General features: G+C 41.4%; 27 protein-coding genes and 1 tRNA gene. 15 read left to right on the top strand and 13 right to left on the bottom strand.

Annotated features, from left to right (window positions below):
• The first annotated feature begins 183 nt into the window (after positions 1-183).
• Positions 184-1,746, top strand: coding sequence for a S10 family peptidase (locus tag ACH3Z1_RS06595; protein ID WP_490821077.1), 1,563 nt, complete (start codon positions 184-186; stop codon positions 1,744-1,746).
• Between the two features lie 274 nt (positions 1,747-2,020).
• Positions 2,021-2,836 carry a CHRD domain-containing protein gene (locus ACH3Z1_RS06590; protein ID WP_490821076.1) on the top strand — a complete coding sequence of 272 codons (816 nt, stop codon included), beginning with the start codon at positions 2,021-2,023 and terminating at the stop codon, positions 2,834-2,836.
• Between the two features lie 77 nt (positions 2,837-2,913).
• Here the strand turns inward: ACH3Z1_RS06590 and ACH3Z1_RS06585 are convergent, their stop codons facing one another.
• The 3 genes from ACH3Z1_RS06585 to ACH3Z1_RS06575 form a co-directional block, all read right to left on the bottom strand.
• The gene (locus ACH3Z1_RS06585; RefSeq protein WP_490821075.1) at positions 2,914-3,384 is read right to left on the bottom strand and encodes a GNAT family N-acetyltransferase; all 471 of its coding nucleotides are present in this window, start codon (positions 3,382-3,384) and stop codon (positions 2,914-2,916) included.
• A gap of 88 nt (positions 3,385-3,472) precedes the next feature.
• A complete protein-coding gene (locus tag ACH3Z1_RS06580) occupies positions 3,473-4,126 on the bottom strand; it encodes a tetratricopeptide repeat protein (RefSeq protein WP_490821074.1) in 654 nt (217 codons plus the stop codon).
• Between the two features lie 93 nt (positions 4,127-4,219).
• Positions 4,220-4,672: a VOC family protein gene (locus ACH3Z1_RS06575; protein WP_490821073.1), complete on the bottom strand. Its 453-nt coding sequence runs from the start codon at positions 4,670-4,672 to the stop codon at positions 4,220-4,222.
• Positions 4,673-5,003: 331 nt separating this feature from the next.
• Between ACH3Z1_RS06575 and ACH3Z1_RS06570 the strand changes: the two genes are divergently transcribed.
• Positions 5,004-5,075: transfer RNA gene (locus tag ACH3Z1_RS06570), tRNA-Arg, on the top strand.
• 167 nt (positions 5,076-5,242) lie between these two features.
• On the opposite strand, the gene ACH3Z1_RS06565 is transcribed toward ACH3Z1_RS06570, so the two are convergent.
• A complete protein-coding gene (locus ACH3Z1_RS06565) occupies positions 5,243-5,968 on the bottom strand; it encodes a tetratricopeptide repeat protein (protein WP_490821072.1) in 726 nt (241 codons plus the stop codon).
• A 162-nt stretch (positions 5,969-6,130) separates the two neighbouring features.
• On the bottom strand, positions 6,131-6,916 hold the full coding sequence (locus tag ACH3Z1_RS06560) for a nucleotidyltransferase domain-containing protein (protein WP_490821071.1): 786 nt from the start codon (positions 6,914-6,916) through the stop codon (positions 6,131-6,133).
• Between the two features lie 588 nt (positions 6,917-7,504).
• On the opposite strand from ACH3Z1_RS06560, the gene ACH3Z1_RS06555 reads away from it, so the two are divergent.
• Positions 7,505-8,335, top strand: coding sequence for a hypothetical protein (locus tag ACH3Z1_RS06555; RefSeq protein ID WP_490821070.1), 831 nt, complete (start codon positions 7,505-7,507; stop codon positions 8,333-8,335).
• A gap of 51 nt (positions 8,336-8,386) precedes the next feature.
• Here the strand turns inward: ACH3Z1_RS06555 and ACH3Z1_RS06550 are convergent, their stop codons facing one another.
• From ACH3Z1_RS06550 to ACH3Z1_RS06540, 3 genes are all read right to left on the bottom strand, one after another.
• Complete coding sequence (locus ACH3Z1_RS06550) at positions 8,387-8,875, bottom strand: SgcJ/EcaC family oxidoreductase (RefSeq protein WP_490821069.1); 489 nt, start codon at positions 8,873-8,875, stop codon at positions 8,387-8,389.
• Between the two features lie 99 nt (positions 8,876-8,974).
• Positions 8,975-9,325 carry an EthD family reductase gene (locus ACH3Z1_RS06545; protein WP_490821068.1) on the bottom strand — a complete coding sequence of 117 codons (351 nt, stop codon included), beginning with the start codon at positions 9,323-9,325 and terminating at the stop codon, positions 8,975-8,977.
• 27 nt (positions 9,326-9,352) lie between these two features.
• Positions 9,353-9,784, bottom strand: coding sequence for an ester cyclase (locus tag ACH3Z1_RS06540; RefSeq protein WP_490821067.1), 432 nt, complete (start codon positions 9,782-9,784; stop codon positions 9,353-9,355).
• 152 nt (positions 9,785-9,936) lie between these two features.
• Here ACH3Z1_RS06540 and ACH3Z1_RS06535 point away from each other — a divergent pair, with 152 nt between their 5' ends.
• Genes ACH3Z1_RS06535 through ACH3Z1_RS06525 form a run of 3 tightly spaced genes read left to right on the top strand, consistent with a single transcriptional unit; the run spans position 9,937 to position 11,621 of the window.
• Positions 9,937-10,365, top strand: a complete 429-nt coding sequence (locus ACH3Z1_RS06535) for a DUF6526 family protein (RefSeq protein ID WP_490821066.1) — start codon at positions 9,937-9,939, stop codon at positions 10,363-10,365.
• Positions 10,366-10,410: 45 nt separating this feature from the next.
• Positions 10,411-11,049: a Crp/Fnr family transcriptional regulator gene (locus ACH3Z1_RS06530; protein WP_490821065.1), complete on the top strand. Its 639-nt coding sequence runs from the start codon at positions 10,411-10,413 to the stop codon at positions 11,047-11,049.
• Between the two features lie 59 nt (positions 11,050-11,108).
• On the top strand, positions 11,109-11,621 hold the full coding sequence (locus tag ACH3Z1_RS06525) for a carboxymuconolactone decarboxylase family protein (RefSeq protein ID WP_490821064.1): 513 nt from the start codon (positions 11,109-11,111) through the stop codon (positions 11,619-11,621).
• A 201-nt stretch (positions 11,622-11,822) separates the two neighbouring features.
• Here the strand turns inward: ACH3Z1_RS06525 and ACH3Z1_RS06520 are convergent, their stop codons facing one another.
• From ACH3Z1_RS06520 to ACH3Z1_RS06500, 5 genes are all read right to left on the bottom strand, one after another.
• Positions 11,823-13,931: a hypothetical protein gene (locus ACH3Z1_RS06520; protein ID WP_490821063.1), complete on the bottom strand. Its 2,109-nt coding sequence runs from the start codon at positions 13,929-13,931 to the stop codon at positions 11,823-11,825.
• Positions 13,932-14,320: 389 nt separating this feature from the next.
• Positions 14,321-15,361, bottom strand: coding sequence for a sialidase family protein (locus ACH3Z1_RS06515; RefSeq protein ID WP_490821062.1), 1,041 nt, complete (start codon positions 15,359-15,361; stop codon positions 14,321-14,323).
• A gap of 118 nt (positions 15,362-15,479) precedes the next feature.
• Positions 15,480-16,199, bottom strand: coding sequence for an iron-sulfur cluster repair di-iron protein (gene ric / locus ACH3Z1_RS06510; protein WP_490821061.1), 720 nt, complete (start codon positions 16,197-16,199; stop codon positions 15,480-15,482).
• 52 nt (positions 16,200-16,251) lie between these two features.
• A complete protein-coding gene (locus ACH3Z1_RS06505) occupies positions 16,252-17,460 on the bottom strand; it encodes a hypothetical protein (RefSeq protein ID WP_490821060.1) in 1,209 nt (402 codons plus the stop codon).
• Between the two features lie 61 nt (positions 17,461-17,521).
• Positions 17,522-18,118: a Crp/Fnr family transcriptional regulator gene (locus ACH3Z1_RS06500; RefSeq protein WP_490821059.1), complete on the bottom strand. Its 597-nt coding sequence runs from the start codon at positions 18,116-18,118 to the stop codon at positions 17,522-17,524.
• Positions 18,119-18,346: 228 nt separating this feature from the next.
• Here ACH3Z1_RS06500 and ACH3Z1_RS06495 point away from each other — a divergent pair, with 228 nt between their 5' ends.
• The 8 genes from ACH3Z1_RS06495 (at position 18,347) to ACH3Z1_RS06460 (ending at position 25,446) form a co-directional block, all read left to right on the top strand.
• Positions 18,347-18,823, top strand: a complete 477-nt coding sequence (locus ACH3Z1_RS06495; protein WP_490821058.1) for a c-type cytochrome — start codon at positions 18,347-18,349, stop codon at positions 18,821-18,823.
• Positions 18,824-18,855: 32 nt separating this feature from the next.
• Positions 18,856-20,835 (top strand): Sec-dependent nitrous-oxide reductase, encoded by a 1,980-nt coding sequence (gene nosZ, locus ACH3Z1_RS06490; RefSeq protein WP_490821057.1) that lies wholly within the window; start codon positions 18,856-18,858, stop codon positions 20,833-20,835.
• Positions 20,836-20,916: 81 nt separating this feature from the next.
• Positions 20,917-21,918: a nitrous oxide reductase accessory protein NosL gene (locus ACH3Z1_RS06485; protein ID WP_490821056.1), complete on the top strand. Its 1,002-nt coding sequence runs from the start codon at positions 20,917-20,919 to the stop codon at positions 21,916-21,918.
• Positions 21,915-23,150 (top strand): nitrous oxide reductase family maturation protein NosD, encoded by a 1,236-nt coding sequence (locus ACH3Z1_RS06480; protein WP_490821055.1) that lies wholly within the window; start codon positions 21,915-21,917, stop codon positions 23,148-23,150. Before ACH3Z1_RS06485 ends, ACH3Z1_RS06480 begins: the two co-directional genes overlap by 4 nt.
• Positions 23,147-23,866, top strand: a complete 720-nt coding sequence (locus tag ACH3Z1_RS06475; RefSeq protein WP_490821054.1) for an ABC transporter ATP-binding protein — start codon at positions 23,147-23,149, stop codon at positions 23,864-23,866. The genes ACH3Z1_RS06480 and ACH3Z1_RS06475 overlap by 4 nt, the downstream gene beginning before the upstream one ends.
• Positions 23,863-24,630 carry an ABC-2 transporter permease gene (locus ACH3Z1_RS06470; protein WP_490821053.1) on the top strand — a complete coding sequence of 256 codons (768 nt, stop codon included), beginning with the start codon at positions 23,863-23,865 and terminating at the stop codon, positions 24,628-24,630. The genes ACH3Z1_RS06475 and ACH3Z1_RS06470 overlap by 4 nt, the downstream gene beginning before the upstream one ends.
• Before the next feature lie 2 nt (positions 24,631-24,632).
• A complete protein-coding gene (locus tag ACH3Z1_RS06465) occupies positions 24,633-25,064 on the top strand; it encodes a hemerythrin domain-containing protein (protein ID WP_490821051.1) in 432 nt (143 codons plus the stop codon).
• A gap of 10 nt (positions 25,065-25,074) precedes the next feature.
• Complete coding sequence (locus tag ACH3Z1_RS06460; RefSeq protein ID WP_490821050.1) at positions 25,075-25,446, top strand: group III truncated hemoglobin; 372 nt, start codon at positions 25,075-25,077, stop codon at positions 25,444-25,446.
• The last annotated feature ends 1 nt before the right edge of the window (position 25,447 follow it).

Raw genomic sequence — 25,447 nt, 5'->3', positions numbered from 1 at the left:
ACGGAGTTACACAGAGGTATAACTACAAACCAATAGCCTAATTTATTTTAAACCCTCCGTGTAACTCTGTGGTAAAACATCACCTTTTCACCTTTCTGCTCAGCCAAACACCTATTTTTTGCACATAATTCAGCGCTTACTTTTATATTCGACCTTATTCATCACACCAATTATCTGCTTATTATGAAAAAACTCATGCTTGGCTGTGTTGCGCTTTGTATAGCAACAGGGCTCTTTGCTCAACGCCCCACTGGTGGAAACCCTGGCGGTGGAGCTCCTCCTACTACAGCTTCCTCTTCCGGTTCCAGTGATCCGAAATTAGCTTCCTTCAATATTCCATTCAATCCCGATGCCACCGTTGTAACGGAACATGAAGCTACCATTAAAGGGGTGCGTGTTCCCTATAAAGCCACAGTAGGCACCATGCCCGTTTGGGATAAGGATGGCAAAATTGAAGCCGGTGTATTTTTTACCTATTATGAACGCACCGATGTAAAAGACAAAACCACACGTCCACTGCTCATCTCTTTCAATGGTGGACCCGGTACGGCCGCTTTATGGATGCAGATTGGTTATACAGGACCACGTATACTCAATGTTGATGATGAAGGTTATCCAGTGCAGCCTTATGGCATGAAAGACAACCCGCATTCTATTTTAGATATTGCCGATGTAGTGTATGTAGACCCCGTTAACACCGGTTTCTCGCGCCCCATCAGCAAAGACATTCCCACCACCCGCTTCTTTGGTGTACGTGCCGATGTGCAGTACCTCGCAGAATGGATCAACACTTTTGTTACCCGTATGAACCGCTGGGCATCTCCCAAATACCTCATTGGTGAAAGCTATGGTACCACACGTGTGTCAGGTCTGGCACTCGAACTGCAGAACGCACACTGGATGTTCCTCAACGGTGTAATTCTTGTTTCACCCACCACACTGGGTATTGAAAGAAGTCCGAGAGAAGCCGCTGCACTGCGTTTACCATATTATGCAGCAACAGCCTGGTACCATAAGAAATTACCAGCCGATCTGCAGAAAAAAGACCTGACCGATATGTTACCCGAAGTGGAAGCATTTACCATGAATGAACTGGTACCTGCCATCAACAAAGGATGGTTGCTCGATGATGCCAAACGCAAAGAGATTGCTGCTAAGATGGCCCGTTACTCAGGCATCAGTGAAAAAGTGATCCTGCAGAATAACCTTGATGTGGCTACCAATTTATTCTGGAAAGAATTATTACGTGAACAGGGTTTCACAGTTGGACGTTTGGATTCACGTTACAAAGGCATCGATAAAAAAGATGCAGGTGAATCGCCCGATTATAATTCAGAGTTACTCTCATGGGAACATTCCTTCACTCCCGCCATCAATATGTATTTACGTGAAGAACTGAAATACAAAACCGATAACCGCTATTATGTATTCGGACCGGTAAACCCCTGGGATCGTACCAACGACAGAACAGGTGATAACCTGCGCACCGCTATGGCAGAAAATCCATTTCTGCATGTACTGGTACAGTCTGGTTATTACGATGGTGCCTGCGATTATTTCAATGCACAATACAATTTATGGCAGATGGACCCCAGTGGTCGCCTCAAAGACCGCATGAGCTGGGAAGGTTACCGCAGCGGACACATGATGTACCTGCGTAAAGAAGACCTGGAGAAAAGCAATGATAATTTGAGGAAGTTTATCAAGAAGAGCATTCCTAAGCCTGGTACACCGGCGAAATACTAGGAGGATTTTTTGATGTTAGATGTCAGATCGCAGATTTGATATCTGATATTATATATGAAGAGGAGTTATAGCTATGAATTATGGGCTATAGCTCCTCTTCTCTTTTCAATACTATCAATCAAGAGGCTTTCTTGTGGAGCATCTGCAGTACAATGCATCGCCAAACATCAACAAATGCTGTTGATGCTAAAAAAATTCTCGCTCAGACAACTATACTTAAAGAACTCCCGTATATAGGTTGTAAACCGAATCAATCACCATAACAACCTTGAAAATGAAAAAGATAATTGTATCTGGCTGTTTTGCTATTGCATTACTTGCCGTTTCCTGTAAAAAAGACAACCAGGCGCCTGCGCCTACCATGGTAAAAGAAATTACGGTAGCATTGTCTGCTGCCAATGAAAATCCACAGCCTGCAGGCAGAACAGAAACCGGTTCTGCATCGGTGAAAATTTTTAGTGATAATTCTGTCACTGTTGATGTAACTGTTAATAGTCTTGCATCAGGAGACAATATAACTGCAGGCCACTTTCACGTAGGTGATCCTGTAACCAATGGTGGTGTAGTGGTTGATCTTAATCCAACCATTACCGGAAGTACCATTAAATCAAAGCTCACCAATTTACGTACGAGTTTCCTGGATACACTGATGAATGGTACTGCTGATATTTACCTGAACTTTCACTCATCACAGGCACCATCAGGTATTATTCGCGGACAGGTTTTCAATGGCGTAACTTTTGCATCGAGTGTAACATTAACGGGTGCAAATGAAGTTCCTGCTGTAACCACTACTGCTACAGGTACTGCCTTACTCAGAATTACAGCTGACAATAAATTATACAGCAAAATCACTGTAACCAATGTAGAAGCTGGTGATGCATTAACGGCTGGTCATATTCACACAGGCGCTGCAGGTACCAATGGTGGTGTATTAATTGGTTTGTGTGCCAGTTCAGCAGATTTTGGTGTAACGAAAATATTTACACCTGCTACGGCTATTTTAACGGCTATTAAAACAGATGCATTGTATGTAAATGTGCATTCAACTAACAGACCCAATGGTATTGTAAGAGGACAAATCAGATAGCATTTATCTTATTCAATAAAAAAGTCCATCAGTAAAAATTGCTGATGGACTTTTTATTTGACAAGGAAACAAAAGATTTATTTTTTTCTTTCCATATACACCACACCCGGAAGCGGGTTCTCATAATACGCATTGATTACTTCAAAACCATACTGTTCATATAAACGGATGGCGGGTTGCAGGCGGTCGAGTGTATCGAGTCGCATACTGGTATAACCCAGGCTCTCAGAAGCTTCCAGTAAATGTTCAACCAGTGCACGGCCGATACCATATTTTCTGAATGCAGGTTTTACATAGAGTCTTTTCATTTCACACACCCCTTCTCCCGATAAAGGTTGTAATGCAATACAACCGGCTGGTTCATCATTCCAGTAAGCCAGAAAAATAACACCGGCAGGTGGACCATATTTTTTGAGCGGGTCTTTAACTTCTGCTTCAAAACTCTGGAAGCAAAGGTCTTCCTGCAGTTCTGCTGCATACTCCAAAAAAAGTTGCCGCACGGTTTCCAGTGCGGCAGACCCAGGTAGTATTTTCATGATGCGTAGCATGCGATACATTTTTTGATGTCAGATGGCAGATGTCTGATGTAGCATTGTGCCAAATCTGACATCTGCCATCTGACATCCTACATTCTACCTATCCCGGCACGCGTGAAATATATTTCTCCACTTCCTTAATCTGGTCAACCACCTGTTTAGTGGTGGGTTTGCAGGCTTTGGCTTTGCGGAAGAAATCTTTGGCGGCGCGGAACTCTCTTTTGTTCATGAAAATCTGGCACATGGTAAGATAGGCCACGGCTTCACTTTCTTTATCGGGAATACCGGCACGAATGGCGGCACGTATATAGCTTTCGCCCTGTTTCAGATCGCCCTTCTGCATGGCCATCATACCCAGTTGTAATTTATTGGCGCCTTCTGCTTCGGGCATGGGTGAGCCGAGGTCGGTACTTTTCTTCAGGTGTTTTTCGGCCGAGTCGAAATCCTGTTTCATCATGGCCAGGTTTCCCTTGATGGTATAATAGGTTGAACGTACCGGTTTATACAACAGACCGGGAAACCAGATACCATTGAGAATTCTTTCTACTTCTTCTATATTACCCGACTCCATGGGCTCCTGTATCAGGCGCAGCGGACCAATAAAAAAATGACTGAGTAAACCGATGAGTGCAATAAAATAAATGGGAAATGTGGGCCAGAAACCGGTACCCGTCATATTCAGTGCCACCCCACCCCCAATCAATACCAGGCTGAGCCAGAAACGGTATTTGATGATAATATTGTAAAATTTCATAGACGGCAAATATAGGAAGAGTGAATGGTGAATGGTGAATCGTGAATGAAGAAATTCCCCATTCACGATTCACCATTCACCATTGCCGATTCACTACTCCCTCGCATCATTCACCTCAATCCAATACCCATCCGGATCGCGGAACCAGATCTGGTGAACGCCGTCAACCCGGGTGGTGATGGCGCCGGTTTTGCCATTTACATCTTCGTATACGATGCCCCTCTGGGTGAGTTTGCCGATAAACTGATCGATACTGGAAACACTGAAACAGATATGGTTATTCTTATAATATTCTTTTTTCTCCGGTGCCCCTGCAATCACATGCAGGGCCATGGCCGGACCAATTTTAAACCAGGCATGTTTACCCAGTTTAAAAGGTTCGGGCAGGGTGTCGAGTCCCATCACATCCCGGTAGAAACTGGCCGACTGCTGTAAGTTGGTAACATAGAGGGCAATATGGTTGAGCTGAATCCGGGGTGTATTGTCTTGTGCCATGGTACAGAGGCTGATGCCCAGCAGGATGGTTGATAAAAGGGTTTTACGCATGTAGCTTTCTTGATTTACTAAAATAGTCCATTTCCTGCCTCCAAAAATCCCGAATCCCCTATTTTTGCCGTCCCGTGGGGGGAGCTGTTAGCTATTAGCCATTAGCTTTGAATACCCGGGAATATTGAACCCGAATTTTGGACATTGGATATTTCTCTGTTCCTCTGTTCATCATTCCCTCCGGTCCCGTAGTTCAATGGATAGAATATCCCAACAGTACTGTTGGGACTAAACTTTGATAACAAGTTCTTATACATAAACAGGTATATTAAATACCATAAAGAAACCTGGACATTGGATATTCGATATTCCTCTGTTCATCATTTCTCCCGGTCCCGTAGTTCAATGGATAGAATAGAAGTTTCCTAAACTTTAGATACAGGTTCGATTCCTGTCGGGACTACAAAGCCTGCTTCTTAATGAGGCGGGCTTTTTTATGTGATAAACTGGTGGAGTAAGTAAACGGTACCTGTTGGATGTGTAACGCCCAGAGTCCCTTCGTTCCTCAGGAGACATATGCAACAAAGTTCTTTTGATTAAATACACGCTGCGTAGAAAAAAAGCCTCTGGTTATATGCCATTTCTCTTTCGTTTTGCAACTTCAGAAAAGATGTAAAAACTTTTAGAATTTGTTTTAATGGCAATCTTTTCATACAGCCGAATTGCCTCGTCATAGTTTTTACCAATCTCATTTAGCCATGCTTTGAGATATAAATACATAGGGTTTACTTCATCTGTTTTTGTTATCCGTTCAATATCGGGCAAAGCAGCAGAATAATTCTTTAATTTAAAATTTAAATCAGCTCTGAGGAAATAAAAATTGTCATCTCTTTTCGATTCATCTTGTGTATTCAATTTTACTAATTCATATTTTAAAGAATCCATATTGAGATTTTTGTAGTCCTGATACCTCAATGAATCCATCATGTGAAAATATGGTTTACAATCTTTGACCATTTTAATAGTCATCTTTTCGATAAATTCTTTTCCGAATTTGTATCCCATTGCTTCACTTGTATCACCATATAAGCGCTTGCATTCATCAATAAATAACGCGCTGTCTTTTTCCATAGACTGCATTATACAATTGCCGAATACATCCTCACTTACTAAGAAGGCATTCTGACTATCTAGGCATTCACATACCTGTTTTGAGAAAATGGAGTCGAGTTTGGACTGTCCAGATGAACATAACGGAAGTAAAAAAGTACCAGGAAATATTGTTTCATAAAATGGTATATAACGGTTGGCGGCTTGGCGTTGTACCGCTTTTAATAATTTATCGTCTAGCAGCATAACGCCAAACCGCTGTTATGAGTAGTTTATTTTCTTCTCCGCAGGGTCTACTTTATTTGCACGTTCCCCGCAGATTCTGTGATAAACTTCTTTTGATTAACTACACGTTGTGTAAAAAAAAATGTGTCTGCTAGGGATGCCCTGCGCTATTGCAAACCCCATTTAGCGGCTATCATTCTTATCCCACGCTTCATATATTGTTTGTTTAAATAGTTCGTCAAGACTTGTTGTGTCTGGTTGTACGATTTGTCCTAAAGCTTTAACGTAGTCGTTATAAAACTCGATTTTTTGTTCAAGGAAGTTGTTAAGAATTTGAATTTTCGGTTCTTCCTTAAGTTCTTCGCCTGCCATTTTTCTTGTCAGTAAGTTTTGAATTTCTGTCTTAACACTTTGTTCTGTCACTTGGCTGTCAAGTAGTTTAAGAAATTCCATTGGAGCCATTGTGTTTGTCTGTCTAATCCAGTCGCAAGCAAGTATTGGTCGCAATACATAGAAGTACTTTTTAACTCTTACATTGTCATTTTGCAAATACGCTTTGTAATTACCTTCTGCCATATGAAGATAATGATGAATACAAGATTTAGGATTGAAAAACTCCGTTGCTAAGTCACGTAATTTGTCTGCAGTAGAAAATTGTTGTAAGTAAATGATAGGACTTCTTAACCACTCCAACATAGGTGGGTTTGACTTTCTAAAAAGTCGTAACGCTTTTTTTAACTCCCAACCAGCAAGGTCAATGTCGTTAGGCAAAATCTCTTCTTGATTGTCTTTCTTTTCGTCAATTTTTAAATACCAGTCAAGTCTATGAATGTAGATATATCTTACGTCCCAGTCACTGTCAGTCGAAGCAAAGCCCCAAGCACGACTACCACTTTCAACTGCATATAAAATTTTGATGTCGTGTTGAAGTTCAAGTCTTAATAGTTCCTTTTTTATTTTGTCAGTCATTGTTTATGGTGTGTCTTCTTAAGGTTGCCGATAACTAATAAATTTACAAAAAATTGCCCCGCTAATCTAATTACCTCCGTTTTTATAAATACTTAACAAGTAAAAAGATAAAATAATCCCTAAAGGCCGTTTTCATTTCGATAAGCCATAGATAACCATTTTCCTTCTTAAAAAGTGTTCTTTATTTATTCTCCGCACGATTTTCTTTTCTTGAACTTTCCTCGCAGATATCTCAAGCAGAGAACTTAGCACCATTCACGCATAAATAAGTTATTCATTCATTATTCCACTTAAAATTTCTTTTCCGAATTGCTAAACCTATAGCAAATGGTACACGCTGTGTAAAACAAAGCTATAGTTCCACCAGCTCCATAACATATAGTGCAATCAACAAAGTTTACCAGTACTATAACCCAGATATAAACCGGATATAAGCCGGTTATAAGCCCGATACAAGCCCGCCCTTTAAAGGAGGGGCTTATATATGTTTTTTATTTAATTAAAATATTTTTTATATATATTTATAGTACGAATCTCCCCCCAACCAGTCCTTAAGCAATCATTTTAGTAACCTATAAATGTTTTACTATGGCTGTACTTAAAAACCTTACGGAGTTTCAGGGAAGCATTGGTAATATGAGTGCCTACAAACGTTGCGACAGCGACAAAACTTTTCTTCGCACTAAAGGCGGGGCTTCTAAGGATAAGATTAAAAAACACAAAAACTTTCAACGTACCAGAGAGCTCAATACCGAATGGAGCGGATGTGCCAAAGCCGGTGCTTTGATACGTAACCTGCTGGTAATGCAACAACTGGTGGCCGATTTTAATACCTCTGCCGCCCTTGTTGCCATCGTTAAAAACATACAGGTACGCGACAGTGAACATGAACACGGAAAAAGGTCTGTGCTGTTTTCCCGTCATGCACATTTACTCGATGGGTTTCAGCTCAACCGTAAAAACACGTTTGAATCTGTTATCAGAGCAAATGTAGATGTACAGTTTATGCGGTCAGCTGCCAAAGCCATTATTCACCTGCCCGAACTGGTACCAGCGATCAGTTTTATTCAGCCGGTTAACCTACCCGCTTTTCGTATCTGCATCAGCATGGGCACCCTGCCCGATATGCACTGCTTTCCTTCCGGTTATGACGTTTCCGATAAGGGTTTTGATGAACATCATTTTCAACAGGGTAATAATTTTGAAACTCCCTGGTATTATACCGGCACCCATGTGCCTGCGCAAACCATTGAACTCGCTATGCAACATACAGCAGCTATTCAGCCGCATGATGCATTCATGGTGGCCATCTCCGTAAATTTCGGCACACCCATTACCAATGAATTAGTGAAAACGAATAAACATACGGGGGCGGGGAAAATATTGAAAGTACACCTGAACTGGGATAGGGAGGGATAAAAGGATGGGCTGGGATGAAGGATTTGATTTTCATTTTCCAACCCATACTTATTATTTTGCCACTAAGGTATTATGAAAGCCCCTCAGTTTCCATTGCCCACCTGTTTGTACCAGCACCATACTGATGGTTGAAACTGATGTACCCGCCAGCGGACCCACAGGTGCTTCGAGTGTTGCTTTCAGGTTTACCAGCAGGGTATGATCGTTGAGAGATACAGTTTGCAAGAGCTCATACACTATTTTACTGTCTTTGTAAATACTCTTCCATAAGCCGTTATGTGCCGCGGCTACATATTCACGTGTTGACTGGCTGTGTAAGGTACCCCTGATGTCTACAAACTCAATGGTATCGGCAAAGGGTTTTACAAATTCATTTCCGTCTGCATGGTTCCAGCCATTTTGCAGGCTGGTAATCATCGACTCAACTGCTTTTTTTGTTTCCATAAGATCTTTTTTTAGTGTTGTGAAAGGATTGGGCTGGCTGTAAGCTGTTACACTGAACAGGATGAGGGCCAGCATGGTTACTGTAATTGTTTTCATTGTTTATTTTTTTCTGCAGCAAAACTACCCGCACGTATTTCCATGTGTTGTGACTTAAATCAAAAAGCATACTACACACAAAATTTTATTTCATCGTATTTAATGATACCTGTCTTTTGCTGTAATACCCTGTAAAGAATCAAATCGCACATCACTCATCTGTATCAGGGGTTTGATGTTGGTATAATGCTGCATATCATTCTCCAGTGTTTCGCGGTGCGGAAGAAAAGCTGCGAAAAAATCGTCGGGTGTTTCATAATAAAAATGACAGATGGCCACATACAATGGTTTTACTTCTTCCGGTGCATGCGCTAATGCGGTTTCTACCTGCACGGCTTTAAGATAAGTACCCTGTAATTGCACCGACAAGGGTATATGCACTTCCAGGTAATAACTGTCGTTAAAATATTTGGCAGCATCGTTGCTGTAAAGTATACTTACTTTGATCATACGGTTTGTTTTACGGTTGTGTAAATATTATTGTACTACGGTACAGCCGTGTGTGGTATTGGTGAGTGCGGTTTGTAGCGCTTCCCCATCGAGCAGGGCCCAGTGCTCCACTATCTTTCCGTCTTTCATCCTGAAATGACGAAACCCTTTTACCTCGGCTTCTTTACCCGATGGTTCTACATTTCTCCACCTGCCTACCTGTTTTACCCTGAATAAAATATGCGCTGCCACCATATCATTCTCTGCCACGAGCGATTCTATAACAGTCTGGTGATCGAAAGAAGCCGATACCGCGCCAATCCATTGCACCAGCCCTTCTTTATTACCGGGTACCGTCGGAATAAAAGAATGATCCTGGTAATCGGCATGAATAAAACGGTCAAGCAATTCCAGTTTTCTTTCGTTCCATACCTGTCTGATAAATTCACTGACCAATGTTTTGTTTGCTTTAATTGTCATATGTGTACTATTTAATGGATGATGTTGATACAATGGCAAAACTATTCCAGCCCTCCCTCCTGCTTTTTGATTTAAGTCACAAAAAGAAAAGCTGGGTCGTTTCAATTTTGTCATCTTATTCAATTATTGCATCAAACACAATTATTTAAAACATGAAAGAGCAGCATTTTAGTAATCATCAACGTTTTCATCCCCTGTTCCATTTTTTTGTGGCGCCATTGTCGTTGTTATTATCTATCCTTTGTTTGTTGTTGTTAACCCAAACATTTACCTGGTCTGGTTTACTGCTGTGTATGGCATTTGTATGCCTGTACCTGACTTTATTCATCACCAGAACCTATGCAAAACAAAACCAGGACAGGATCATACGATCTGAAATAAGGTTGCGCTATTTTATGCTTACCGGTAAAGATTTCAGCACCATAGAAGAACAGCTTTCGCTGGCGCAGCTTGTGTCCTTAAGGTTTGCACATGATGAAGATTTTCTTCAGCTCACGGCAAGGACCGATCTGCCCGGTCTTTCCCCCGTCCAGATCAAAAAAAGTTTAAAAAGCTGGAAGGCCGATCACCTGAGGGTTTAAGAGCAGGTTATACGCATCAAGGGGCTATCATTCCGATAGCCCTTTTTGTTTATCTTTCCTGTACAAAACTTTTTCCTGAAAGAGCATTTCGATGATATCGCCATATTTGCAGCCTTCAGAGCGCATATACAAAGTATGACGCCTGTGGCCGATCATTTATGGTTACTCATGACCAATGCCATGCAGATCACTTCATCACGCAAAGGTGAATTATTACTGGAAGAAGGAGCCGTTTGCAGGCATATCTATTTTATTTACAAAGGCTCATTCCGTTTTCTGTACCTCAAAGAAAATGAAGAAGTAACTACCGGTTTGTTTACAGAAGGCATTTGTATGACCAACATGAAAAGCCTTACTACCCTGCAGCCTTCCACCGTTTTTATACAGACACTCGAAGACGCCATCGTGGTGAAAATGAATAAAGAAGCTTTAATAGCGCTTTATAAACAGGCACCTGAAATTGAAGGCATCGGAAGGGTTATACTGGAACATATGCTGGCCGACGATGCCGACTGGAAAGAAATCTATACCATTTACAGCCCGGAAGAACGTTACCATTTTCTGCTGAAAAAAGCACCACAAATCATACAGCAAATACCCTTACAATACATTGCCTCTTATTTAGGCATGAGAAGAGAAACACTCAGCAGAATCAGAAGCCGCTCGGCTAAATCAACTTTGTGATTTAAGTCAAAACCCATCCCATACCCCTCTGGTAGTTTTGTTTCATAAAATTATTTACCATGAAACAAACATTAACCAAAGAACAAGTGTACCAGTCTGCCGAACAAAGTTTTGGCATCGTTCCACCTATGATCAAAGAGATCGCCGAATACAGTGTACCCGTTGCGGCATTATATACCGAAGGGGTAATTACCATGGACGCTGCCGGTTTTACGGCCACTGAAATCAATGCCATTGAGTTACTCATCTCTTCACTGAATGCCTGCGAATCCTGTGTAAAAGGGCATTCCTATCTTTTAAAAAAAGCAGGTTTGCAGGAAGAAGATATCAGGGCTATTATAGAAAGAAAGGCTACTTCAGATGCTGCACTGAACAGACTACTCAAAGGAACAGAAGCCCTTTTTTATGCCAATCGTGAAGGATATGCCGGCTATGTACAGGCACTCGAACTAAACGGATTTTCAAAAAAGGAGATTTTCGAACTCATCGGACTGCTCTCACTCAAAACCATTTCAAATAATATCAATAACTACCAGCGCAGTTTAAAAATAATGCAGGCTGCTCTTGTATAAAATTATTACCGCTCAAGATCATGAATGCTTTACTAGCCTTAGGATTCAGATGAACAATACACTATAATAAACTTATATCAGACATCTGTGATACCGGCCGGGCTCCATTAGTAATCCCCATGCTATTTATTTTCCGCAAGGTCTCCATATGAAACAGGAAACCTTGCGGATTTTTTTTACAGCTTGTCTGGAAACAAATAATCATAACGTAGTGAACAGCACATTATATGTCTTCACCACTCCCTTATAATCACATTTCACCACTGCTTTTCCAGTTAAGGATTCGGGTTGGGTGATGGTGATTTTTACGGCGGGGTTGCTGGCACTGGCGCTTACTTTCGGAATACCTGTTGTACCTGCAGGCAATGTATAGCTGGTTTCATACTGATCGTAGGTAACCAGTCCATTGGTATTGTTGGAACGCACGGGTATTTCCGGCAGAGCTACTGCAATACCGTTTACGTTGATGCTTACAACAGGTGGAACGGGCCGTACAATCTTCTTCTTTACAGAACTGAAACCCAGTCCCTGCAAATCAAAAAGCAATTCGCCTTCTGCACCTTCTGCTACCAGGTATATCGCATGTTTTTTACCGAGTCCGTCTACCATAGCTGAAACATCGGCAGTGAACTGCGTGGCTTCCTGTCTGGCATTTGCAGGAACAACAATCTCACCGATCTTTTTTCCTTTCCATGCTTCCGTATCATAAGGACCATCTAACCATACCTGCACCTTAAACGACTTTGTTGTTTTGGGCGTAAGGAAAAGATTAAATGCGGTTTTGTTTCCCTTCTTCGTTCCTTCAAAAGCAGGTAAGCCTTTCTCCGTTTTGGCATGACCACCAAAACCAAAATATTTATAGCCGATGACATGTCCGTTTTTCACTTTGGTAATGGGCATATGGTTGTCCCATATATCCCATGAGTCCTGCTGTATACTGTTATCAGACAGATAGCAGGCATAACCGGCAGAATAATAACGATAGGGATCTAATCCATAAAAATGAAAGCCTTCAGAAGTTACTTCTGCGCCTTTGTATTCTTTACCCTGGCTGTCTTTTACCACATGTATTTTATCTTTCGCATACGGATCAAATGCGCGCATGTATACCATACCTCCTTCCGCTACTGGCTTTGCATCCCATGTAACAGTAATGGGTGCAACCATTGCCTGACGGGCAAAACCGAAACCACGTGGAGGTCTGTGATAGAATACATACCATTGACCATTGATTTCCTGTATACTGCCATGTGTGTTATGTCCGGCATTGGTTGTTTGAATAGCAGAACCATCTTTGTTTAATACCGGAGCGCGGGAATCTACCAGTACCCCGCCACTCTTCCATGGCCCCAATGGAGAATCGCCCACCACATAACGCAGGGTTGAGTTAGAACTACCTATACCATATTCCGGTCCGGAATAACCACTATAGATGGATACAAATTTATTACCCACTTTACGGATGGAAGAAGCTTCAAAAAAGTTGAAAGTACCCAGATCTTCACCCGGATAAATCTGCGGATACACGGTACCCTGCGGATCACGAAGCATTCCATACCTTGAACTGGCGGGTAAAAAACGATCGATGATTTTGGTGCCGGGTCTGAGTGAGTACATCGTGTTCTGGTCTAACTGCGCTGCGAGTGATCGCTGAAAGCCCCAGTAAGCATAAGCACGGAACCCAATTTCGAAATCAGGATCTTTGGGATCGGTTACATATTCAATATAGATGGCAGGATCGAATCCTAAAATACTGCCGGGTACGGTACGTTTACCATCTTCTGTAAGATTGATGGGTGTGAATGGTCCGTCAGGGCGATTCGATTTTGCCACCAATGGTTCGCGGTTGGGGCCACGGCTATGCGGATAGAGATAATATTCTTTCTTCCCGTTTTTCCTTTTTACTTCTACGAGATCGGGTGCATACATCACATCCCATTTGTCTTCAGACTGGTAGGTGAATACAGCACCTTCATCGCGCCAGCTAGATAAATCTTCTACCGGTGCCGACCATATACGAATATCTGGACCACAATAACTGGTAAACCGTAAATCGTGAGAGCCAATAATATAAGCGCGGTATTTACCGGGCTTATCAGGGTCTTCAAACACCCTGGGTTCGCCATCGGGTAAATGTTCCCATAAGGGCAGGTAGGGATTGCCCATGCCCCTGTGAACAAAGCGCTGGTTTACTTTACTGTTTGATGTTTCATTTTTCTGCGCCTGTATTCCGCTTTGGGCCAGCAGGAGCATCGCCATACATGACAAAATCAGCTTGCTGATTTTCATGACTGGTTTTTTTTCTTTCATGATGGTTCATTGTTTGTGGCGTTTAGTGAATGGAATAGTTGTGGTTGATGATAAAAATAAGGTTTATCGGCAAATAATTGTCATTATTACGTTTATCGTTTGACAATAAAGTATAGAGGGTAATTAATTGAAAAATGGCGTAGTATAATATTTCTGTTAGTAATGTGGGGTTCCAGTAGAAATTCACAGTCAACTTCTGAAATATCCTTCGTCGCAGATAATAACCTTTGGTTATTAATGCTTCTCAGGATGACGATTCATTGTAGGCTATTAGAGAGGGATTGATTGGCTTTGCCAATCAATCCCTCCGCTTTACTTGTCGTTTTCCCGTCATCCTGAGGAACATTCCGGTCGCAGATCGGAAATTGTGACGAAGGATATTTGAACCATCATTGCAGCCTTAACTGCACATACCTGATAACGGCCCTCTTTGCCGTGTACACCACATGTATATTGTCAGCATCATCTACAATGATAGCAGGGTAACTGTATTCGCCTTCCTGATGGTCCTCCAGTGTGTACACATCTTTCCAGTGAATACCATCGGTGGATGAAGCAATTTTCAATACACTTCTTCCCTCCCACCAGTTGGCACCAGCTTTCAGCGGATTGTACACCAGCAACTGTGTTCCGTTACGCATACTCACTGCGTCGATACCCGAATTAGGGTTGGGTAAATTGGTAGCTGTTGGTACACTCCAGTGTTCTCCTTCATCGGTTGACCAGCTCTGTACAATAACATGCTGCCTGCTGCGAAAAAGTGCCTGTATGCGTTTGTCTGTGTATTGCAGTAATGTGGGTTGAATGATACCAAAATCGGTTGGCGGTACTGCAAGAGTTTTCCAGTTCAACAAATCGGCTGTTGATTTCTCCATATGTGCCGTCCAGCTTTTTTCATCTTCGCTTTCGCGGCTGGAGGGATAGAGGATATCTCCATTTGATAATTGTAATGGCTTGTTTCTGATGGGGCCCAATAAACTATCTGGTAATTGTATAGCATCAGACCAATTACGGCCAACATCTGTTGAGATTTTATAAAATGCTTTCCACTGACGCGGATTGGGACCTGCTTTATAATGCAGGTAGAGTATCCCTTTTTTATCTGTAAAGAGAACGGGATTCCAGCAGGCATAGGTTTTCCCATTGAGGGTGCCTGTTGCTATTTTTTGGGGAGGCGTCCATCCATCTTTATTACGGATAGCAGCCCAGATAGCCACCGATGTATCACCTTCATAATTACCACCAAACCATGCTGTCATGAGTGTTCCATTATTCAGGGTACAAATGGTTGCTGCATGACAAGATTTGAAGGGAGCATTGGTAAAAATATCTTCTTCGGTTACCAGACGTAGTTCTTCCTGTGCATATAATAAAGCAGTATTGCTCAATAACAACAAGAGACAGATGAACTTCCTGAGAGGTAAACACATAGGATAAAAATAAGTATTTGCTTTGTGTTGTAAACAGCATTGATGAAAAGTGCATATACATCATGAGCCGGGTAGTGCCGGCTCATGATGTATAAAAAAGAATCAGGGGGTATTAGTATCAGTTGAATAATTCTGCTCTATCCTCTGGTTGTTTTGAAAGTAGCCTGTCTGCCATCGGAAATAAATGGTTATTCTCCAAATGAACATGCTTGTGCAAATTGGCTTCAAAATCTTTTAACATAGTAAGTGTTAAATGAAAAGTGGTGCAGGTGTTTTCGGGGGGGCTGTAATCAAGCGTGAGTACCCTGATCTGGTCCATCAGATCACCTGCTTCATGGTGCTCTGCCAGCATTTGTTCAATCACAGGTTTAAATGAAATCAGCGCCGCCTGTTTTTTTTCAAGTGCAATGATGGCAGGAAACAATATCTGCTCCTCTTTCTCCATATGCGACAACAGTTCAAACGACAATTCCCTGAACAGGTTTAATACCCTTACCATTTGCGGAAACCTGTCGCCATGTTTAGTATTGATTTTTTCGAGGTAACCTAAAATCTGTGGTGCTGTTTGTTTGATAAAGAAATGATGGTGAATCAGGATATATTGAATCAGTTGTTCTGCTTTCATATCCGCAAAAGGAATATTTTTCTGTTGTTCACCATTCACCACTTCTTCCAGTTCCTGTACTACAGTATTCAAATCCAGTCCTTTTTGTTCGCAGGCCGATGCAAGAGTTTGTTGTCCTTTGCAGCAAAAATCGAGGTGAAATTTTTCAAATAAAGCCGCTGTCTGGTAATGATCGCTTACTATAGAAGCGAGTGTTTGAGATGTATAATTCATATCAAAAGGTTTGATACAAATGTCCAGCATCGCTCATACACTAATTATGCGTCTACGCATAAACAGGTTTTCGATAGCCAAAAAAAATCATCGCAGCTCCGGCAACCAACCCCAGAGCAACAAGTACTAATAATTCCTGTATGCCTGGCACAGATATATAAGCCATGGCACAAACACCTTGCATCATCAGTATTATTTCATTCAGTAAAATACTGCTCACAAAAACAGTGATCCCTTTTCGCATCAATGGTAATGGATGCTGCTTTGTAAATACCAGTAATACAGTTAGTAAAAACAAACTGATGATGCCCAGTAATACCAGGTGCAGGTAACCAATGACAATGGGTCTGAAACCAAAAGCCAGATCGCTAAGCGATGGAATGGTTGAAAAAAGTTGCAACAATAGTTTTATCGCCAGTGCCAAAAACGCTAATAAACCTGTTCGTTGTGCCATCCGGGGCCATTCTCTTTTAAAATATTGTTTTTGCGCAACAATCATTTTCCACAAATAAAAACAACCAGCCACTTGGGCTATGGCAGCTATTGCAATAAATATATACACCCATAATGATAACGAAAGCCAAAGCACAGATAAACAATAAGCTGGTATACAGGATAATACAAAAAATCTGAAAATTCTTTGTTGGTATTTCAATGTTGGAAAATGCTGGCTCAGCATGGTAAACAATAACCCCATACAGGCAAAAAAGAACCAGCCATTATATTGAAAATGAAGAAAGAAATATACAGCTGCCAGGTACCATTGCTGGTTGATCCATTGATTGGCCATCATGACCGATAATCCAAATGCACCAAATGATGAGATTACCAGGAAAAATAATGCCGCTTTAAACCAGTTGGCCGCGGGCAGCAACTGCCGGTTGATATCCTTCCAAAACATCCACGCAAACCAATATGATACAAAAATAGAGGCTGTAGAGAAACTGATGGAAATCCATCCATACCCCTGAAACGGAAAACTCAGCAACATACCATAAGCTGTTACCAGATTGGCTTTCAGTATCGGCTTATATCGACGTAATGCTCCATCCTTTTCCTGTAAAGATGATATGAGGAATACCATGAGCAATTGTGTGATCCATCCGGAAAAAGCAAAATGAGAATGTGCATGTAATACATGTTTCTGATCTATCCATGATAAAGGAAACACAATTTTGTAACGCATCACAAAACCCAGTAATGCTACCAGCAAAAGATTAAAAATGGCGATCCGCACCCATTTGTGGTAAGCATTTTTCATGCGCCTGATTTTGGGTGCAAATTAACAGGGCAATAAAAGGTTTCTTATGATTCAGATCATATTAACAGTATACTTTGCCTTTGTCGATCATCAACTGTCCCTTTTTGTGCAGGTTACGGATGGTTCTTATGACAGTCTCTACCCGCATGCCCGTCATATCTGCTATTTGTTGTCGTGTGAGTTTGATACGGTTACAGTCGGGACAAATATTTTTCTTACGCTGTTTCATGTAGGCAAAAAGCTTCGATATACAGTTCTCTGGATCATGTTGTGCCAGTTCTTTAATTACATAAAATTTGAACCGAACACGTTCTATCATCAGTTTAGTAAAAGCAATATGCGCATCAGAGTTTTCTTTCAGCAATGAAAGAAATACTTCTTTTTGTAATCGTATCACTATACTGTCTTCGTTGGCTATAGCGCTTGCTGCATAAGGCTGACCATCGAACAGTGGCAGTTCACCAAATGATTCGCCTGGTTCAATCATTACCTGTAAAAATTCTCTCCCTTCATCGTTAATATTCACCCAGCGAACGCTTCCACTCACCAATTGGTGATAAAAAACGGCTGAACTGCCTTCCTGAAAAATGAAATCACCGGCATTTACTTTTTTATACACTGCGCCCCAGGCCAGCAGTGTATTGATATCTATAACCATAAACATTCATTTCAGTAAAACTATACAGCTAAAACAGTTCAGGGTATGATTTTGCACAGGGTGAAATATGATATATATCATGTTTCAATTTTAAGCAAGCTGTAAATGAACGAGTTACACTTTTCGGTTCAATGGCTTTACGGGCAATATGATTGAACGCATAAAAATTGGAACGATTCACAGGTAATCTTGTACTCAATTATTGACTTACTCCTTAAAACATCAACTATGAAAAAAATCATCTTCATGCTGGCCATTGCTTCCATTGTTGGAGCTTGCGGCGGCGGTAATTCGCACGCACCAGCAACAACTGCAGCAAGTACGGAAAGCAACTCTGCTGCCAGTGGAAATCCTTCTTATGATCCTAACAGAGGGGAAGGTAAATTCAAAGACGTACAGATAAATCCCAAACTCGATATGGCACTTGCTGGTGAAGGAGAGAAAGTGTACAATGTAAAATGTGGCAGTTGCCATAAACTCTCTGAGGAGAAACTGGTTGGGCCCGGATGGAAAGGTGTTACCTCCCGCAATCAGGCTGCCTGGATACTCAACTTCATTACCAATACCGATGCCATGCTGAATATAGATCCAAAAGCACAGGCGCAACTGGAAATATGTCTGGTTAGAATGCCGAACCAGAGTCTTACCGATAAAGAAGCGCTTTCACTCTATGAGTTCATGCGTAAGAATGATGGCGTTAAATAATAATTGATCTCTCACAAACTAAACTGATAATAATGACACAGTTTTCATGTAAACAATGGGCATTACTGATAGGTTGTTTAAGCCTCAGTATGTTCGCCTGTAAACCCAAAAATACAGGCAGTGCCGTGGGTGCAGATGCCGCTGCTAAAGCGTATGTTGCACCCGGACAATTTGACCAATTCTATAATTTTGTATCTGGTGGATTCAGCGGTCAGATGAGTGTTTATGGATTACCTTCCGGGCGTTTGCTCCGTGTAATTCCTGTTTTCTCTGTTGATCCGGAGAAAGGATGGGGTTACAGTGAAGAAACCAAAGCCATGCTAAATACCTCACATGGTATGGTACCATGGGATGACCTGCACCACACCGAACTCTCTCAAACCAATGGAGAAATTGATGGTCGCTGGGTATTCGGTAACGCTAATAATACACCAAGGGTAGCTCGTATTGATCTCACCACTTTCCGTACTGCGGAAATTATTGAGCTCCCCAACAGTGCAGGGAATCACAGCTCACCTTTCATCACCGAGAATACTGAATATGTAGTGGCCGGTACCCGCTTTAGCGTACCCCCCGATGATGCCAATGGTGATGTAGCCATCGATACTTATAAAGATAATTTCAAAGGCACCATCAGTTTTATCAGTGTAGATAAAACCGACGGTAAAATGGATATTGCCTTTCAGTTACAGTGTCCAGGTGTAAACTTCGATCTGAGTCATGCCGGGAAAGGAAAATCGAATGGCTGGTTCTTCTTCTCCTGTTATAACACAGAAAAAGCCAGTACCCTGCTTGAAGTAAATGCTTCACAGCGCGATAAAGATTTTATCATGGCTGTTAACTGGAAAAAAGCAGAAGAATACATTAAAGCAGGTAAAGGCAGAAAACAGTCTGTTAAATATGCCAGCAACCGCTACGACGAAAAAACTCATACCGCTACTTCACAGATAAAAACAGAAGTATTGGTATTGGATGTGAAAGACTTTAAAGACATCTGTTATTTTATACCCTGTCCAAAATCACCGCATGGCTGCGATGTAGATCCTACAGGTGAATACATTGTAGGTAGTGGTAAACTGGCTGCGCTGGTTCCCGTATTCAGTTTCGATAAAATACAGAAAGCCATTGCTGCCAAAGATTTTATCGGCGATTATGATGGTATTCCTGTTATCAAATACGAATCTGCTTTACATGGTGAGTTGCAAAAACCAGGTTTGGGACCATTACACACTGAATTCGATGGCAAGGGCAATGCCTATACTTCTTTCTTTGTTTCTTCTGAAGTAGTAAAATGGAATATCAAGGACCTGAAAGTATTGGATCGTGCCGCTACTTATTATTCTATTGGTCACCTCACCATTCCCGGTGGCGACAGCAAAAAACCCGATCCAAAATACCTGATTGCCTATAACAAAATTACTAAAGACAGGTACCTGCCTACCGGTCCGGAATTATCGCAGAGTGCTCAGCTATTTGATATCAGTGGTGATAAGATGCAGCTTATTCTAGACTTCCCTACCATTGGCGAACCTCACTATGCTCAGGCTGTTAGAGCCGATCTTATCAAAGATAAGTCATTGAAGATTTTTAAAATTGATGAGAACCAGCATCCATATGTCGCCAAGGGTGAAAGTGCTACCAAAGTGGTGAGAGAAGGCGGAAAAGTGCATGTGTATATGACCACCATTCGCTCTCACCTGGCTCCTGATAATATAGAAGGTATTCAACAGGGTGATGAAGTGTATTTCCACATCACCAATCTTGAGCAGGACTGGGATGTACCACATGGCTTTGCCATTAAAGGGGCCAATAACGCAGAGTTGCTGATTATGCCTGGTGAAACACAGACATTAAAATGGGTGGCCGACAGGGTTGGTATTTATCCTTTCTATTGTACCGATTTCTGTAGTGCCCTGCACCAGGAAATGTCTGGATACCTGCGTGTATCTCCAAAGGGATCAAGTGTCCCCTTACGTTTCAGCACTGGTAAGACTGCTCCGGTTACTAAGTGAGTTGTATGAGTTGGTTTTTTATAGTTGGGGGAGCAGGATTGCAGCCTGCTCCCTTTTTACTTCTCAGTAAAGCAATGATCCATGAACAATATGTTATTAAAGCCGGTTTCGAAGATCCTTCTAATCATGTGTGGACTTTCACTGATTGCCGTTCTGTTTCTTCCCTTATGGAGGATCGATCTTGTTGCCCCACAGTACCCCGAAGGTTTGCGGCTGTTGATTTATACCCATCAACTGGCTGGTGATGTTGACATCATCAATGGCCTTAACCATTATATAGGCATGAAGACACTTCATACAAAAGATTTTGTGGAGTTCAGTGTACTACCCTATCTGGTTGGGTTCTTCGCACTTGCATTTGTTGTGACGGCTTTACTGGGTCAGCGAAAATACCTGTACCTGCTCTTCCTTTTGTTCATTTGTTTTGGTATTTTATCGATGTACGATTTCTGGAGATGGGAATACAATTATGGTCACGATCTGCAACCTGATGCTGCTATTGTTGTGCCGGGCATGTCGTACCAGCCCCCATTAATCGGGTTCAAACAGCTACTTAACTTCGGTGCCTATTCATTTCCCGATATAGGTGGATGGATATTTATACTGGCAGGTCTTATCACTTTCGCCCTGGTGATTATTGAGTGGAGAAAAAAAACAAACCCTGTATTAAAAAGCATCATGCTAGTATGTTTTCTGTCGGGTATGGTATCCTGTAACAGTGGTCCGGAGCAAATTGTGATTGGTGCCGATCATTGTAGCGCCTGTAAAATGCGCGTTACCGATCCGCATTTCGGAGCAGAACTGGTTACAGCCAAAGGAAAGGTTTACAAATTCGATGATGTCATCTGCCTGAAAAATTACTTAGCACAGGAAAAAAATATTCCCGTAAAAAAACTGTACCTGACCCAGTTCAGTGGCAATAACCATTTGATTGAAGTAAACAGTGCCGTTATGGTAGAAAGTAAGCTGATCAGGGGACCGATGGGTGGTAATATTGCAGCTTTCCCTCACAAAGACAGCATTGACGCAGCATTAAAAAACAATGGCAGAATCATCAGTTGGAATGAATTTATCCGGCCATGAAAAAAATATTACTCAGCATACTTGTATTGCTGCTTTCTAAGCATGTGCTGTCCAACACCATTATAGTGGGCAGACAGTCTGCTGTGAAGACTATACAAACAGCATTGGAACTTGCAAAAGATGGCGATACAATAAAAGTAACAGAAGGCTTGTACCGGGAAAAGGGACTGCTGATAAGAAAAAGAGTGGTACTGCAAGGCATTCAGTATCCCGTGATTGATGGCGAACACAAATATGAAATTATTGCTGTTAAAGCTGACGCAGTAGTAATAGAAGGTTTTAAAGTTGTGAATTCAGGTGTATCAAGTATGGACGACTTTGCGGGTATCAAGATTTATAACAGCAGAAAAGTAATTATCCGAAACAATATTCTGCTGAACACTTTCTTTGGCATCTATGCACAGTTAGGATCGAACTGCATCATTGAAAATAATGTACTGTTGGGTACTGCTAAGAATGAGCAGCAAAGCGGTAACGGTATTCATTGCTGGAAAAGTGACAGTATGCAGATAAAGAATAACCGTATCAGCGGACACAGAGATGGAATTTATTTTGAGTTTGTAACCCATTCCACCATCACCCAGAACAAATCTGAAAAAAATCTGCGCTATGGTTTACACTTTATGTTTTCGAACCACGACAGTTATCTGCATAACCAGTTTCGCAATAATGGTTCAGGTGTTGCTGTTATGTTCTCACATCATGTAACCATGCTGAACAACCTGTTTACACAAAACTGGGGAGATGCTGCTTATGGCATACTACTAAAAGAAATCAGCGACAGCAGGATTGAAAAAAATCAGTTCCTTGAAAATACCGTTGCCATATTCCTTGAAGGAGCCAACAGGATTGATGTGCAGAAAAACAGTTTTAAAAGTAATGGCTGGGCTATGAAGATTCAGGCCAGTTGTATGGATATAACTGTTACTGGCAATAATTTCCAGTCGAACACATTCGATGTAGGCACCAATGGAAGTCTGATGCTCAATAAGTTCAGCCAAAATTATTGGGATAAATATGAAGGCTATGATCTCGACAAAAACAACAAAGGTGATATTCCCTACCGGCCCGTAAGTATGTATGCCGTTATTGTAGAGAGAAATCCCACCGCCATGATCCTGTTCCGCAGTTTTATGACCGCACTGTTTGATAAAACAGAGAAACTGATACCATCGTTAACACCGGAAAATTTGAAAGATGATTTTCCCCTAATGAAACCTTTGAAATTATGATCATCGCTACCAATGTATCCAAACAATTTGGCAAATTAAAAGTACTCGACAATCTTTCTGTTACCTGTAATAAAGGAGAATGTATTGCCCTGATTGGTCCAAATGGAAGTGGCAAAACTACTTTCATCAAAGCAATTCTGGGTATGGTCATCTGCGACAGCGGTTTCATTACATTCAATGGTCATAACATAAAAAACAACTGGCTTTACCGGAATGAAGTGGGCTATATGCCTCAGATTGGCAGGTATCCAGACAATATGAGCATTGGTCAGTTGTTAACCATGATGAAAGATATACGGGTAGACAAGAAAGCAGGTATTGATGAAGAACTGCTATATGCCTTTGGTTTAGACAAATTACTTGACAAAAGAATGCGCACGCTTTCGGGTGGAACCCGGCAAAAAGTAAGTGCCGTTCTCGCTTTTCTTTTTAACCCTCAGGTAATCATTCTTGATGAACCCACTGCCGGCCTTGATCCCGTTTCAGCAGAAGTACTGAAAGAAAAAATTATACGGGAAAAAGAAAAGGGTAAACTTATTCTAATTACATCACATATTCTCAGCGAATTGGATGATATGGTTACACAGATCATCTATATACAAGACGGAAAACTTTGTTTCCAGCAATCAGTGGGTGAGTTGCAGAAAACAACCGGACAGACCCGGTTAAGTAAAGTAATTGCCAGCATCATGACCCAAAACAAGTTAGTACCATGAGAAAGATTATTAAATACGTTATCATAGATATTTTGCGGAATAAAATCATGCTGGCCTATACATTGTTCCTGCTCTTGCTTTCCTTGATGTTATTTGGTCTGGAAGACAATACCACAAAAGGATTATTGGGTTTACTGAATGTATTACTCATCATCGTTCCTATGGTGAGCATCGTCTTTTCTACCATTTATATCTATAACAGTACCGAATTCATCGAACTCCTGGTAAGCCAACCGCTTAAACGCATCAGCATATGGTTTAGTCTGTTTACAGGCATTGCTTTTTCTCTTTCACTTGCTTTTATGATCGGCATAGGCATCCCGGTATTATTATTTGTACCCAGCAGTACTGGTTTGATGATGGTCATCATTGGTTTTCTGCTTTCGGTAATTTTTGTTGCTATTGCCATGCTGGCTTCGGTTAAAACACGCGACAAAGCAAGAGGCATAGGCGTTGCCATATTGCTATGGTTGTATTTTTCGCTGTTGTTTGATGGTATTGTACTCTTTCTTTTATTCCAGTTTGCAGATTATCCGATGGAGAAACCCATGATATTGATCAGTGCACTGAACCCTATTGATCTTGGCCGGATCATGATTCTTTTAAAAATGGATATCTCTGCATTAATGGGTTATACCGGTGCAGTATTTCAGCAGTTTTTTGGAACCGTATGGGGGCAGTTGATTTCTCTTTCTGTTTTACTGCTCTGGATATTTGTACCTGTCTGGCTTTCCATTCGCAGGTTTAACCATAAAGACCTTTAACCATGAAAAGACATATTGCATTACAACCACTTTCACGGGAACATCATGACGCTTTGCTGCTGGCCCAGTTACTTCGTAATGATGTACCGGATTATGCAGGATTACCTTCAGGCAACCGGGAGAAGGCTATTTACGCCACAAAAATTTTCCAGGAAACATTAGTGAGGCATTTTGAAAAAGAAGAAACCATTTTTAACCAGAGTAAAGGCCTCCTGCAGGATATAGATATCCTCATAGAGGAAATCATCGCAGAACATACAACACTAATCCGTTTATTCCATGAATTAGTACCAGCCACTGTTAGCAGCGAACAGTTGCACTCACTCGGTCAACTATTAAATACACATATCCGCAAAGAAGAAAGGGTTCTGTTCCCGTTATTAGAACAATATTGTCCTGCTCCATTATTGGAACAGTTCAGGTTGCTGCTTTAAATTCTTCTATATGAAAAAAGATATTGCTACAAGAGCCGACATAGAGAAAATGGTAATACTCTTTTATAAGAAAGTAGTTGCCGATCCTTTATTGGGGCCAATATTCGACGGACCTAAAAAGATCAACTGGGACAGGCATATTCCAACCATGTGCGATTTTTGGGAGAATGCTTTGTTTTTCAGTGGAAGTTATAGTGGCAACCCGGTAAACCTTCATCAACACCTTCACAAAATAATGCCATTAAATCAGTTGCATTTTCAGCAGTGGAATATGCTATTTATTGAAGTTGTAGATGAACTTTTCAGCGGAAAAAATGCTTTACTTGCCAAACAGAGGGCATTGAATATCTCCTTAATTATACAGGGAAATTTATTTTCCTGAT

The sequence above is a fragment of the Sediminibacterium sp. FW305-C-49 genome (genome assembly GCF_058231085.1).
The sequence above is the reverse complement of the archived record's forward strand: the minus strand, read 5'-3'. Positions and strand labels throughout refer to the sequence as shown.